Source organism: Clostridium sp. CM028 (genome assembly GCF_030585565.1).
In the GTDB taxonomy this organism is placed as follows: domain Bacteria; phylum Bacillota; class Clostridia; order Clostridiales; family Clostridiaceae; genus Clostridium_AD; species Clostridium_AD estertheticum_B.
In genome coordinates this window covers 293001-307433 of record NZ_CP077766.1, presented here as the reverse complement: position 1 = coordinate 307433, position 14433 = coordinate 293001, and the positions used below count along the sequence as shown (strand labels likewise).

Here is a 14433-nt window from a genome sequence, read left to right as displayed (position 1 = left end):
ACCTTTTTTCTATTGTATTCTTTTAAATCTTTTTTCAAGTTCATTAAGTGTAACTTTTATTATTGTAGGTCTTCCATGGGGACAAGTAAAAGGTTCATCAATATATCTTAAATCATCAATTAATTTGTTCATTTCAAGCTCTGTTAGCTGATTATTTGCTTTTACAGCTGCTTTACATGCCATAGATGCTATACGATTATATTTAACTTCTACAGTTTTACCGCTGCCCATGTTTTTTAAATTATCTAATATTTCATTAAAGAGATTTTTAATATCCGGTTTACCAAGTATTATTGGAACTTCCCTAATACTTATTGTGTTTTCACCAAATTCAATAATGTCAAAACCAGAATTTTTAAACACTGCTTCATTTTCAATATAATAAGTGTAATCATCTTGATTAAGCTCTATTACTATTGACGTAAGTAAAATTTGGGATAGCACCTCGGAATTTGTAATTTCTTTTTTATATTTTTCAAATAATACTTTTTCATGAGCTGCATGTTGGTCAATTAGGTAAAGCTCATTATATACCTCACCTAAAATATAGGTTTTATTGAATTGTCCTATAATTCGAAGCTCTGGAAACTTTGAAATTTTAGAAACTTCATTTGGTGATGCGATTTTACCCGTCTCATAATTAATTATATTACTATCTTTAACATTCTCACTTACCCGCGCGATTTGTAACTCATTAGTAGCTTCACTACCATAATTACTTGTAACTTTTAGATCACTCACATTTGTATAAGATGATTCTTTAAAATTATCCGTTTCATTGTTTAATGTTTTATAATTAAAATCTATTGGGATTTGAACACTCTTTTCTAGTTCTTCCCTATCCTTTTCATCTATTACCGTCCTGTTAAAATCATAAATTTCTTTTCTTAAGGTGTTTTCTTCAATTTCTTTCTCACTGCTATTTGCTTTATCGCCTTCTGGTATATCAAAATTGCCTCTTAAACTATCAGCAATTGCTGTATGCACTGCGTCAAAAACAATTTTAAATACAGCTTTATCCTCCTGAAATTTAATTTCAGTTTTTTGTGGATGAACATTTATATCTATATACTCAGGGAAAATATCTAAAAATATAACAAAGAAAGGAAATTTATGAACAGTCAAAAAAGATTTAAATGCATTTTCGACGGCCGCTGTAATTAGACCACTTTTAATATACCTTTTATTAACAAAAATACTTTGTCTATTTCGGCTTCCACGACTTATCTGTGCATTACCGATATATCCATGAACAGACATTATATCGTTATACCTTTCAAAACTAGTAATATTATCTACAACTTCTTTACCATATATATATCTAATAGTATCACAAAGATTTGTAGAACTATATGTAGACAAAACCTTTTTACTATTGTTTAGTAGTTTAAAAGAAATCTCATTGTTAGCTAATGCAAGCCTGCCTATAATATCTGATATTAAAGCCGATTCTCTTTGAGGCGTTTTTAAAAATTTTTGCCTTGCAGGAACATTAAAAAACAGATCCTTAACTTCTATTGTTGTACCAACATTACATCCCACTTCTTTAACGTAGAGTATATCTCCTGATGACTGAGATATCTCTTTGCCAAATGAGGATTCTTCAGTTCTACTATTTAGTAAAGTATGAGATACAGACGCAATACTTGGTAATGCCTCTCCTCTAAACCCTAACGTATGTATTTTATAAATATCTTCAACATATTTTATTTTACTAGTAGCATGAGGCAAAAAAGCCTTTTCTATATCATCTATATGTATTCCAGTGCCATCGTCAGTTATCTTTATGGTTTTTTGACCACCATCAACGATTTCTATGCTAATATTTTTAGCACCAGCATCTATACTGTTTTCCACGAGCTCCTTGACTACAGACGACGGCCGCTCTACAACCTCACCTGCAGCAATTTTATTGGAAGTTTCAACTTCTAACATATTAATTCTCATGACAACTCACATCCTTAGCTATTTTTATAGCCCCCGCCTATCACTATAGCAACTTAGCCCTATTAACTAGATCGTATAGCTTATTAAACCCATCCATAGGTGTTAGATTAAGGATATTTATATTTTTAATTTCCTTTAACATATTATCCTTTTCTATGTCTGTAAAATTAATTTGAGTAATTTCATCGTTTTCTATCTTCGGTACATAAGTTACAGCCGCTTCTTTCGCCACAATATTTTCAATATCTTTTTTATTATTAGCTTTATTAGGTCGTTTAATTTCCGAGAATTCATTGCTTCTTAAGTCAATTTCCGTAGTATTGTTAAGATTCTCTAGTGACGCTAGAATTTCATTTGCCCTATTTATTACATCCTCTGGTAGACCTGCAAGCTTTGCAACCTCTATTCCATAGGATTCATCAGCTCCACCGGGAACAATTTTCCGAAGGAATACAATTTCATTTTCAATCTTTTTTACAGCTACAGAATAATTTTTAACACCCTTAATCATACCTTCAAGTTTTGTTAACTCGTGATAATGGGTAGCAAACAAAGTTTTACTCCTTAAATTAGAATTCTTACAAATATACTCAATTACTGACCAGGCAATACTTAGTCCATCATAAGTACTAGTACCACGTCCTACCTCATCAAGTAAAACTAAACTTTTATTGGTTGCATTTTCTAATATATTGGATACTTCCCACATCTCAACCATAAAGGTACTTTTACCCGCAGCAAGATCGTCTGAAGCTCCTATTCTCGTAAATATCTTATCACATATGGATATATCTGCATCTATGCAGGGAACAAAACTTCCTATTTGAGCCATAATAGTTATTAATGCGACTTGACGCATATAGGTGGATTTACCCGCCATATTGGGTCCAGTTATTAGTAGTAATTGATTATCCACAGCATCCATGCATGTATCATTTTCAATGAAAGTATTTGTAGGCATCATTTTTTCAACTACAGGATGTCTCCCACCTTTTATATTAAAAATACCCTTAGTATTTATTTTAGGTTTGGTATAATTATTTTCAAGGGCAATTGTAGCTAGGGCACTTAAACAATCAATTTCTGATATTAACTTTGCAGTATTTTTCATTCTTTCTATGTGTTTTTCAATTTCTTCTCGAATACCTGTAAATACCTCATATTCGATATTGACTAATTTTTCTTGTGCTCCTAAAATTTTCTCTTCCATTTCCTTAAGTTCAGGAGTAATGTATCTCTCCGCGTTAGACAAGGTTTGTTTTCTTATGTACCTTCCCTCCGGAATTGACCCAATATTTAATTTGGTTACTTCAATAAAATAACCAAACACTCTGTTATACCCTACTTTTAATGACTTTATTCCAGTTATTCTTTTTTCATCATTTTCTAATGTAGCAATCCATTCTTTGCCATGGGCCTTAGCTTGCCTTAGCTCATCTATTTCACTATTAAAGCCTTCCTTAATAATATTTCCCTCTTTAATAGAAATAGATGGATTTACAATAATAGAATTATCTAAAGTATTGTATATATCTTGCAAATCATCTAAGTTTAAATATATTTTTTTCGTTAATTTACTATTAAGTCCTGCTAAAATGGATTTAACCCTTGGTATTTTCCCTATAGAATTTTTAAGAGAAATCAATTCTTTTGCATTAACATTCTTTGAAGAAATTTTCCCTACAAGTCTTTCTATATCATAAATATCCACGAGCACATCTTTTAAATCTTCGTGGAAGGTAGTATTACCTTTTAGTTCTTCTACGGCCTCTAATCTTTCATCTATTAAGCTCTTGCTTATTAAAGGTTGATCTAACCATTTACGGAGCCTTCTAGCTCCCATGGCAGTATTAGTTCTATCTAATACCCAAAGCAAAGAGCCCTTCTTAGTTTTATCTCTTAAAGTTTCCGTGAGTTCTAAGTTTCTCCTAGAATTTGCATCTAAACTTACATAATCTAAAATATCATAATATTCTATAGTATCTATGTGAGAAAGTGATTTTTTTTGTGTATCCATAATATAACTAAGCAATCCTGAAATGCTGCTAATTAAAGTTTGTGTGAATGTATTCTCACAAAAGTTATGAAACTGATTTGTAATTAAACTTTCGTCTTTCAGGGTAAAATACTCATTTGGGTAAGACGAATACAAAACATTAAATCTTTCTTTTATAGCGCGCAGTATCTCCTCAGATATATCCTCTGACACAATAATTTCTTTTGGGTTAAACTTTGAAATTTCATCTAATATAGTAACAATGTTAAATTTAGTATCTGTGCAAGTAAATTCACCAGTTGATACATCACAAAAACACACTCCACAGAAGTTAATTTTTCTGTCAATGTAAATGCTCATAATATAGTTATTTTTAGTTTCTTCTAAAAAACCGGAATCAGTGTAAGTTCCCGGCGTAATTATTTTAATAATATCTCTTTTAACTATGCCCTTTGTAAGTGCTGGATCTTCCACTTGCTCACATATGGCAACCTTATATCCTTTTGCAATTAGCCTTCCTACATAGGTGTTAGCAGCATGGTACGGTATTCCGCACATAGGTGCTCTTTTCTCAAGGCCACAGTCCCGTCCTGTTAGGACTAATTCTAATTCTTTTGATGCAACCTGCGCATCGTCAAAAAACATTTCATAAAAGTCACCTAATCTAAAAAACAATATACAGTCCTTGCACTTTTCTTTTATTTCAAAATATTGTATCATCATTGGAGTTAATGCCATTGTCATACCACCTTGCTTTCATCTGTAAGTAAATAATAATTGTTAATTTTTATATAAGGGACATTCAAGTAAATAACAAGTCAGTATCCTAGTGACTTGTTATTTACTTTCATGCCCCTAATGTGCATTTATTCTCATGCACCTTATATTTCTTCACCTAAAAGTGAAAAAGAGTGTGCCTCAGTTATTTGAACTGATACGAGCTCTCCAATAGCTTTATCGTTTCCCTCGAAGTTCACTAATTTCCCATTTCTAGTTCTTCCACTTAATTTATTTTTATCATTTTTGCTATACCCTTCTACCAATACTTCTACTATTTTACCTACACATTCTTTGTTTCTTTCTGCACAATTTCTGTTAACAACTTCAATTAATCTATTAAATCTTTCATGCTTAATATCATCTGGCACTTGGTCTAGCATTTCATCAGCTGGAGTTCCTTTTCTTTTAGAATAAAGGTACGTAAATGCTAAATTAAATTTCACCTCTTCCATAAGGCTTAGAGTCTCTGCAAAATCTTCATCTGTTTCTCCAGGAAATCCAACGATAATATCTGTACTTATTCCTACATTAGGTATTGTGGTTCTAATATCTTTAACCAAATCCAAATATTCCTGCCTATCGTAATGTCTATTCATTTTATTTAGAAGATTAGATGAACCTGATTGTACTGGTAAATGAACATGTTCACAAATCTTATCCCCCGCAGCAATCACTTGCATTACTTCATTTGATAAATCCTTTGGATGAGATGTCATAAATCTTAATCTCTCTAAATTTTCAATATTGTTAATTCTTCTAAGTAACTGTGCAAAATTTATTTCAGGAGTTAATCCCTTACCGTAGGAGTTAACGTTTTGACCAAGTAAGGTTATCTCTTTGTACCCTTGTGCAACCATAGCTGTTATTTCATTAATAATTTCTTCAGGCTTTCGACTTCGCTCGCGTCCTCTTACATAAGGCACTATACAATAAGTGCAAAAATTGTTGCAACCATACATAATTGTAACAAAACCTTTTAGATTATTTCCCCTATCTATTTTAATTCCCTCTATAATATTTTCTTCTTTATCCCAAATTTCAACGATAGATGATTCTCCGCCTTGTATTCTCTTTAAGTACTCTGGGAATTTATGAGCATTGTGTGTCCCGATAATAATGTCTACAAATGGAAACTTAGTAATTATATGTTTCGCCATGCCGTCTTGTTGCATCATACATCCAATAATCGCAATTATAAGCTTTGGATTATTTTTTTTCATTGTTTTTAAAGCACCTATATTTCCATCAACCTTTTGCTCTGCGTTCTCTCTAACACAACAAGTGTTGAATATAATTATATCAGCAGTTCCCTTATCCAAAGTTCTTTTATATCCCACAGGTATTAGCATACCAGATAATTTTTCAGAGTCCTCCTCATTCATTTGGCATCCCCATGTTTCTATGTAATAATTAAGTGTTTTATTCATTAGTGCATTCTCCTTTATAAAAAAAAGTATTAATACATACCATTATATATAATATGAAAGCTTTTTTAAAGTCATTTTTAATAATTGATTATATAATTAATCTATTCTAAATATATATACGAATCAGATTATACTCTTACTAGTTGATTTTCTATTTTAATATAGAAAAAATTACATATTATGATTCTTTAATTAGCACTTATATTTGTTTTGATTTCTAGAGTAAATTTCTGTTTTTAGGATAACCTACCTAAAAGGAGTGAATTTATATGTATGATGCAAAAAAAGAAGAGACTATAAAAGATACGAGTTTACAATACAATTGCATAGGTGATAGAAGTTATTATTGTATGTGTAACCATAGTAATATGCTAAATATGAAAGCATCCTATGTTCCTGTTGAAATTGTACTAAACCAGTTTAACGACATTTCAGGAGGAATATCCACCACTTCCATTAGTGAGAATTCCTTATTATAACAAAAATAAAAATGCTTTCTGATATTGAGGATAAAATATAAAAAGAGATAGAATCCTCTATCACTTTTTATATGCATTCTTAAGCTTTGGTTTTTTTCCAAGTATAAACTTCCTTTTTAATATTAAAACCTAATGAAATATATAATTTTAAAGCGAAAACATTATTAGAATCCACCTTAAGTGAGACTTTAGAAAAATCATTATCCATAGCTATATTAAGCAAATGCCTTAAAAGCACTTTCCCATATCCTTCTTTTCTGTATTTCTCTACTATTCCGAAATTTACTATGATTGCTGCCTTATCTTCAACTATAATTTGACCATATCCAACGGGTATATTATCTAGTTTAATAAATATTGCGCCCTCATTAAAATAATATTCCTGTGCTTCATCATAATAGATATCTTCTACATTTATCGGAATTCTATCATCATTTTTAAATATTTCATTTTGTAATAAACAACGTTCTTTTTCATTTTTGCCCTTTTTTACTATAGAAAAAGTAATATTACTAGGAACAAGGGCATTAAAATATTCTTTACACTCTAGTTCTAGTTCCATAACTCCCTTTAATCTAGTAAACCCTAGCTTATTTAAAATATCTATGTTTATTCCATTATCTTCACATTCATAAGTTATCAAACTATTACTTACCAGTGAACTAATTAAAATTTTATAGCAGTAGACTAAATTATTATCCTCTATTACATTTATTGAATTAATGGAACTATGATATTTAGTATGTTTTTCAAACCATATATAACCTATATAATTATTTTCTTCTAATAATAAGTTTACAGTTTTTCTTAAAAACAATTTTTGAATAATGTTACTATTATCATACTGTTCAAAGAAATCTTTATTCGATAAACTAAAGTTAGTATTAATTCTACTAATTTTTCTAAAACTTTCAATATTTTTCAAAGTTAGACTTATTAATTTATACATTTAACTTTACTCCACTAATATTTATTTTTAAATAAATTTGATTATTTATAAAACTTTAATACATTTATAATTATAAATCTATTATTAATAGTTTTACAATGAATTTTTATAATTTATGAATATTCTTCTAAAAAATTTAAATATTCATTAAAAAATTTCTCTTGAGCTTCATTGTGACATGTTATCTTATTAAGTTTATTCAAATATTTTGTCTCAGACCATTTTTTTTGTTTCATATATCTTTTCTTCGCTAACTTCCAAAACTTATGAGGGAATATTATTAAGGCAAGCATTATCTCTAAATCTTCTTTGCTTAATTTATTAGTAGAATTATATGCTTCAATCAGAACTTTAGCAAAATTAAAATTCCACCCATAAGCTTTTTCGAACATCAATCTCCGAAGAAGCTTTCCTAAATCACTTATTTGTAAATCACTCATAATACTATCAAGGTTAATTATGAAGTACTCTCCATCCTTTTTAATTATGTTGTGATAACGAAAGTTATTATGACATATTATTTTCTTAACATTTGCTATTTTTGATGATTTATAATACTGTGACTTATTTAGAATATTAACGGAAGACATACCTCTATTATAAAAGTTATCAATATTTTCTAGAAAATGAATATCAAATTCATTTTTTATCCTTTTGTTAGTAATTATTCTTTCGAATCTTTTAAAATCATTTAAATCGTTAGTGAAAATTTTCGGCCAATCCTTTAAATTGTTTGGTATATGGATTTTATTATGGTCAATTTTATTTGATACGTTATGAAATTGTGCTAAGAGTTTTGTACAACTCACAGCTTCATCAATATCAGTTAAATCACATTCACAGCCTTCTAACCATTCTGTTAAGTAATATATATTTTTTTTATAGCTTACGGAAAAAGCTCCGTCTTTTGTTCTAAAATATTTAGGTGTATTGGTAAAGTTATTAAGTAGTAGTTCTTCTGTTAAAATACAACCATTTTTAACCTTACTTCTTCCATGCCTCATTTTCTTTAAACAGAAATCACCATTATCTGTTGTAATCTTATATGCACTTCTAACTTTTTCAGCAGTTATTAACTCTAATTTATACTTCCTAACTACATTTATTAATATTTGCATCTTTTTATTAGTAATTATATTTAAGTGCTCAATTGTTCTTGCATTACCTTTCAATTTTCTCTCTCCCATAATAGTGCTATTAAATTATATTAGCTAATTTAATTTAGTATTCAATAATTCGTAAAAATTATAAAAAAACGTGCTTGCATAATTTTATGCTACACGTTTTTTACGAGAAATTTTCTTAAAGAAAATGTTATGCTTCAATAATCTATTATTTCATTTTTAAAATTGCCTCTTTAATAACCCAATCCGGTGTTGAGGCTCCAGCTGTGACCCCTATACTCTTAACATTTTTATCTTTTATAAATTCATCAGTAATACCTAATAAATTTTCTACATGTATTGTATTTTCACAATTTTTCTTACATATTTCATACAGCTTTGTAGTATTGGAACTATTAAAACCACCAATAACAACCATAGCATCAACTTTAATTGAAAGTTCTTCTGCGGATTTTTGGCGTACTTCAGTTGCACTGCATATAGTGTTGAACGCAACTATTTCCTTACAGGTTTTTATTACCTTGGTTAATACATCCTCCCAAGTAGCTTGCCTCTCTGTTGTCTGAGACACCACGCATACTTTATTTGATATATTACCGAGCTCCGTACCACTCTTAAGTATTACTGCAGAATCATTACACCATCCATTAATTCCAATAACTTCGGGATGATTTTTATCTCCAACTATAATTATATGATATCCTAAATCGTAATACTTTTTCACCTTTTTATGAATATTGGTTACATAAGGACATGTTGCATCTATTACATTAAGGCTGGTTTTTTTTAAAATATTTAATGTTTTTTCAGATACTCCATGCGATCTTATAATAATCGTATCATTTTCTTTTAATCTTGAAATATTATCAAGTTCTATAGGAAATATTGAATTTTCTTTCAAAAAATCCACAACATCAGTATTATGAATAAGTGGCCCTAGTGTATAGATTTCATTATTGTATTTTTCTTTCATATTTAAAGCCGTATCTACAGCTCGTTTAACTCCAAAACAAAAACCAGCTGAATCTGCTAGTGTTATTTTACTCATACTGCCACCTCCATATATAAGGCATTATAAAAAATACTGAATTAACTATTCTTAATTTTCAAATTAATATATTCCACAATTGTTTCAACTACTCCATTAATGCTTAAATCAGAAGAATCGATTTCTATAGCATCTTCCGCTTTTATAAGTGGACTAGTCTCTCTATGTGTATCAACATAATCTCTTTTTATAATATCCTTTAAAATAGTATTGTAATCAACTTCTATATCCTTAGAAATTAATTCTTCGTATCTTCTTTTCGCTCTCTCTTCGCTGCTAGCAGTTAAGTAAAATTTAAAAGAAGCATCCTTAAGTACAACTGTACCAATATCGCGTCCATCCATAATAACATTAAATTTTTTGGCTATATTTTGTTGTAGCTTAACAAGTATTTCTCTGATTTCAGGAATAGCTGCATATTTTGAAACATTGTTGCTTATAATAGGCATATTTATCATATATGTCAGATCTTCCTTATTAACAAATAGACGTTCTTCTTCAAAATGAATTTCTAAAGATTCCACCATTTTAAGTAAATCATCTACATTGTTTTCTGATATGTTTGCATTCATCGCCTTTAAAGTAACTGCTCTATACATTGCTCCCGTGTTAATATACATAAGACCAAATTTTTCACCTATCATTTTAGCTATAGTACTTTTACCTGCACCTGCAGGTCCATCTATGGCAACGGAAATTCCCATACTCTTCACCCCTCGTTTATAAAACTGCTAGTTTTAATAGCATTAATTTGCTACTGGAAGTAGCATTAAATTTCCCCTACATTACTCCCAGCTAAATTCCCTGTTGATAATGCTATTTGAAGGTTATAACCTCCTGTATATGCATCTACATCTATCATTTCACCTGCAAAATAAAGATTATCAATTTTTTTTGATTTCATGGTAGAAGCATCTATCTCTAAAGTATCTACTCCACCACTAGTTATAATTGCTTCTTCTATTGGGCGAAGGCACTTAATATTAAACGTTAAATTTCGAAGTAAATTTACTACGGTTTTTCTTTCTTCTTTAGTAATAGAATTCACTTTTTTATCTTCATCAATATTAGATAGTTGAATTATTGTATTAATCATTTTTCTAGGAAGTAAATCATCTAATGAATTTTTAAAAGCTTTGTTTGCATATTTCAAGAAATCACTTTGAACTCGCTTATCAAGTTCAACTTCACTTAATGCTGGCTTAAGATTTATCACAGCCTTAAATTTTTCTCCTTCTTTTATAAAACTACTTGCGCTTAAAACAATAGGTCCTGAAGCACCATAATGTGTAAAAAGCATTTCCCCAAACTCTTTATATAGACTCTTATTCTTACTATTAGTAATTTTTAATTCTACATTTTTTAGAGATAGGCCCTGTAAATCCGAAACCCACGTTTCATCAAATTCTATTGGTACAAGTGATGCTTTAGGTTTAATTATATTGTGTCCTAAAGCACGAGTATAAGATAACCCTTCGCCAGATGATCCAGTTTGTGGATATGATAAACCACCGGTACATAATATAAAGTAATCTCCATAAACATAACTTCCATCAGCAAGCTGTACTCCGACAATCTTCTGATTATCCCTAACTAACTTTTTAACTTTTGAGTTTAATTGCACTTTAACATTTTTATTTTTTAATTCCATATTAAACGCTTTTATTATATCCGAAGACTTATCTGACTGCGGAAATACTCTATCTCCTCTTTCAACCTTAAGGTTAACTCCTAATTCTTTAAAAAAATTCATTGTATCTTCATTAGTAAAGGAATATAAAGAACTATATAAAAAATGAGGATTACATGGTATATGTTCAAAAAAATCACCAATATCCTTCGCATTTGTAATATTGCATCTACCTTTCCCAGTTATATAAAGTTTTCTTCCTAATTTTTCATTTTTTTCAATGAGTACCACATCATGTTTTGATGAAGCTGTAACAGCTGCCATCATACCTGCTGGTCCTCCTCCAATAATAACTACTTTTGCCACCTAATCACTCCCTTATAATACTTACAATTATAAATTAATATAATACATTAATTTATTCAACCTCATTTAAAAATAAACACCGTATTTCAAATAAATATATGCATTCTATTATATCACACTCTTTTATATAACTAAAAAATAAAAAAATAAAAAAGGGAATCCCCCTAAAAGGATTCTCTTTGAAATATATACGTAAGAATTAATAATTTCCTTGTGCGTGCATTGCTTCTGCAACTTTAACAAATCCTGCGATGTTAGCTCCTGAAACTAGATTATAACCAAATCCAAATTCTTCTGAAGCATCTTTACAATTTTTGTATATATTAATCATAATTTCATGTAATTTTTCATCAACTTCTTCAGCCGTCCATGATAGTCTCATGCTATTTTGACTCATTTCAAGTGCTGATGTAGCAACTCCGCCTGCATTTGCAGCCTTAGATGGTCCTACATTAACGCCCTTTTCTAAGAAGTAGTCAACTGCTTCGTTAGTACATGGCATGTTAGCACCTTCACAAACAAATTTTATTCCATTTGCGACTATTTGTTTAGCATGCTCTATATTGATATCGTTTTGTGTAGCACACGGTATTACTATATCAACTTTTACATTCCATGGTTTTTCTCCAGCATGGAATTCAACATCATACTTGTCAGCATAGTCCTTAACTCTCGAGCCTTTATTTACCCTTAACATTTCAACTAAGTAATCTATTTTCTCTCCTGTTATTCCATTTGGATCGTATATATATCCGTCTGGACCTGAAAGTGTAACTACTTTACCACCTAAATCAGCAACTTTTGTGCAAACACCCCAAGCAACGTTTCCGAAACCCGAAGTAGCTACTGTTTTACCTTTAAAATCTAGCCCTTCATGTTTAAGCATTTCTTCACAGAAATAAGCTATCCCAAAACCTGTAGCTTGTGGTCTTATTAAACTTCCGCCATACGCTAACCCTTTTCCTGTAATAACTCCATTTTGAAAAGTTCCTTTAATCCTTCTGTATTGTCCATATAAATAGCCAATTTCTCGTCCTCCAACACCAATGTCTCCAGCTGGAACGTCAACATCTGGCCCTATATATCTGTAAAGTTCAGTCATAAAGCTTTGGCAGAATCGCATTATCTCAGCATCTGATTTCCCTTTTGGATCGAAATCAGAACCACCTTTACCTCCACCTATTGGAAGTCCAGTTAATGAATTCTTTAACACTTGTTCAAATCCTAGAAATTTAATGATTCCAATATAAACTGAAGGATGAAATCTTAAACCGCCTTTAAATGGTCCTATACATCCATTAAATTGCACTCTAAAACCACGGTTAACCTGTGTAACGCCTGCATCATCTATCCATGGAACCCTAAACATCATTTGTCTTTCAGGTTCACAGAATCTTTCTAAAAGGTTTGCTTCAATATACTCTGGATGTTTTTCTAAAACTGGTCCTAAAGATCCTAAAACTTCTTCAACTGTTTGTAAAAATTCAGGTTCATTAGGATTTCTCTTTTTAACATTTTCTAATACTTGCTCTATATATTCTTTTACTTCCATAATTTATTTCCTCCTTAAATTAATGTTTTATTTGAATTTAATATATATATGTATGTATATATATATTAGATTGCTACTACTTTGCACATAATTTATAGTATGCACTATTTCTTCCTCATTTAAAGAATTATAATTATATTTTAAAATAAAAAGCAAATATTTATATCCACTTATCTCATACTAATCATCCTAATCTTTATCTTTATAAGAATAAACTTGATATTCTTCCCATACGGTCTCCAAATTAGAAAATGTCCTTGAAATTTTTTCTTTTTCTCTTAATCCCACAGCAATAATTAATGCGTTTATTACACTGAGTGGCGCTACTAAAGAATCAACAAATGAAGCCATATTACTTTGAGCTATTAATGTATAGTCGGCTTTAGCAGCTAGTGGAGATAATAAACCATCTGTAATTGCTACAACATTAGCATTTCTACTTTTAGCAAAAGCCAAAGCTTCAACTGTTCTTGTTGCGTACCTTGGAAACCCTATTCCAATTACTACGTCTTTTTCATTAACATTAAGCATCTGCTCAAATATATCGCTGACACCATATGCTACAACCTTAACATTATCTAAAATAAGATTTAAATAAAAACCCAAAAATTCTGCTAATGCAGATGAACTTCTAAGCCCGATTATGTATATTCTTTCAGCCTTAAATAGTGAATTTACTATCTCCTCAAAAGTTTTATAATTAATCTTCTCCAGAGTAGCTCTAATATTTTCCATATCAGCTTTTAATACACCTTTTAATGCATTTTCTTGCGTAATGAAGTCGTTAGACAACTCAATTCTTTGAACGGTAGTTAGTTTGTTTTTAATTAATTCTTGAAGAGCTTTCTGTAGTTTTGGATAACCAGTGAAATCTAACTCATTAGCAAATCTTACAACAGTAGATTCACTTACTCCTACACTAGTACCTAATTTGGCTGCGGTCATAAATGCTGCCTTATCATAGTGTTTTAAAATATATTCTGCTATTAATTTTTGCCCCTTGCTTAACCGTGGAAACTTGATTTGAATAGACCTCATCAAATCTTGTTTGCTGTTTTCCATAACTAACTCAATCCTTTCTATGTTAATTCCAACCAAATAAAATGAAAAACTCCTTCATGTCCCACATAAAATG

At 30.2% G+C, this 14433-nt stretch carries 10 protein-coding genes and 1 pseudogene; 1 reads left to right on the top strand and 10 read right to left on the bottom strand.

What is annotated here, in order from left to right; translation table 11 throughout:
- Positions 1–9: 9 nt before the first annotated feature.
- From mutL to miaB, 3 genes are all read right to left on the bottom strand, one after another.
- On the bottom strand, positions 10–1947 hold the full coding sequence (gene mutL, locus KTC94_RS01470; RefSeq protein ID WP_220319519.1) for a DNA mismatch repair endonuclease MutL: 1938 nt from the start codon (positions 1945–1947) through the stop codon (positions 10–12).
- Positions 1948–1990: 43 nt separating this feature from the next.
- Entirely contained in the window at positions 1991–4681 is a 2691-nt protein-coding gene (gene mutS / locus KTC94_RS01465; RefSeq protein WP_220285871.1) for a DNA mismatch repair protein MutS, read from the bottom strand.
- Positions 4682–4824: 143 nt separating this feature from the next.
- On the bottom strand, positions 4825–6150 hold the full coding sequence (miaB, locus tag KTC94_RS01460) for a tRNA (N6-isopentenyl adenosine(37)-C2)-methylthiotransferase MiaB (protein ID WP_220319518.1): 1326 nt from the start codon (positions 6148–6150) through the stop codon (positions 4825–4827).
- 269 nt (positions 6151–6419) lie between these two features.
- Between miaB and KTC94_RS01455 the strand changes: the two genes are divergently transcribed.
- The gene (locus KTC94_RS01455) at positions 6420–6629 is read left to right on the top strand and encodes a hypothetical protein (protein WP_220319517.1); all 210 of its coding nucleotides are present in this window, start codon (positions 6420–6422) and stop codon (positions 6627–6629) included.
- Positions 6630–6708: 79 nt separating this feature from the next.
- Here the strand turns inward: KTC94_RS01455 and KTC94_RS01450 are convergent, their stop codons facing one another.
- From KTC94_RS01450 to KTC94_RS01420, 7 genes and pseudogenes are all read right to left on the bottom strand, one after another.
- Positions 6709–7578 carry a GNAT family N-acetyltransferase gene (locus tag KTC94_RS01450; RefSeq protein ID WP_216303043.1) on the bottom strand — a complete coding sequence of 290 codons (870 nt, stop codon included), beginning with the start codon at positions 7576–7578 and terminating at the stop codon, positions 6709–6711.
- 113 nt (positions 7579–7691) lie between these two features.
- Positions 7692–8750 (bottom strand): CotS family spore coat protein, encoded by a 1059-nt coding sequence (locus tag KTC94_RS01445; protein ID WP_258876377.1) that lies wholly within the window; start codon positions 8748–8750, stop codon positions 7692–7694.
- A 166-nt stretch (positions 8751–8916) separates the two neighbouring features.
- Positions 8917–9750, bottom strand: a pseudogene (locus KTC94_RS01440) (4-hydroxy-3-methylbut-2-enyl diphosphate reductase); the annotation flags it as partial.
- A gap of 41 nt (positions 9751–9791) precedes the next feature.
- Entirely contained in the window at positions 9792–10454 is a 663-nt protein-coding gene (cmk, locus tag KTC94_RS01435) for a (d)CMP kinase (protein ID WP_216303046.1), read from the bottom strand.
- 65 nt (positions 10455–10519) lie between these two features.
- Entirely contained in the window at positions 10520–11707 is a 1188-nt protein-coding gene (locus tag KTC94_RS01430; protein ID WP_369811892.1) for an NAD(P)/FAD-dependent oxidoreductase, read from the bottom strand.
- A 238-nt stretch (positions 11708–11945) separates the two neighbouring features.
- The gene (gene gdhA / locus KTC94_RS01425; RefSeq protein ID WP_220285874.1) at positions 11946–13298 is read right to left on the bottom strand and encodes an NADP-specific glutamate dehydrogenase; all 1353 of its coding nucleotides are present in this window, start codon (positions 13296–13298) and stop codon (positions 11946–11948) included.
- Between the two features lie 189 nt (positions 13299–13487).
- Positions 13488–14360 carry a MurR/RpiR family transcriptional regulator gene (locus tag KTC94_RS01420; protein ID WP_216303110.1) on the bottom strand — a complete coding sequence of 291 codons (873 nt, stop codon included), beginning with the start codon at positions 14358–14360 and terminating at the stop codon, positions 13488–13490.
- Positions 14361–14433 lie beyond the last annotated feature (73 nt).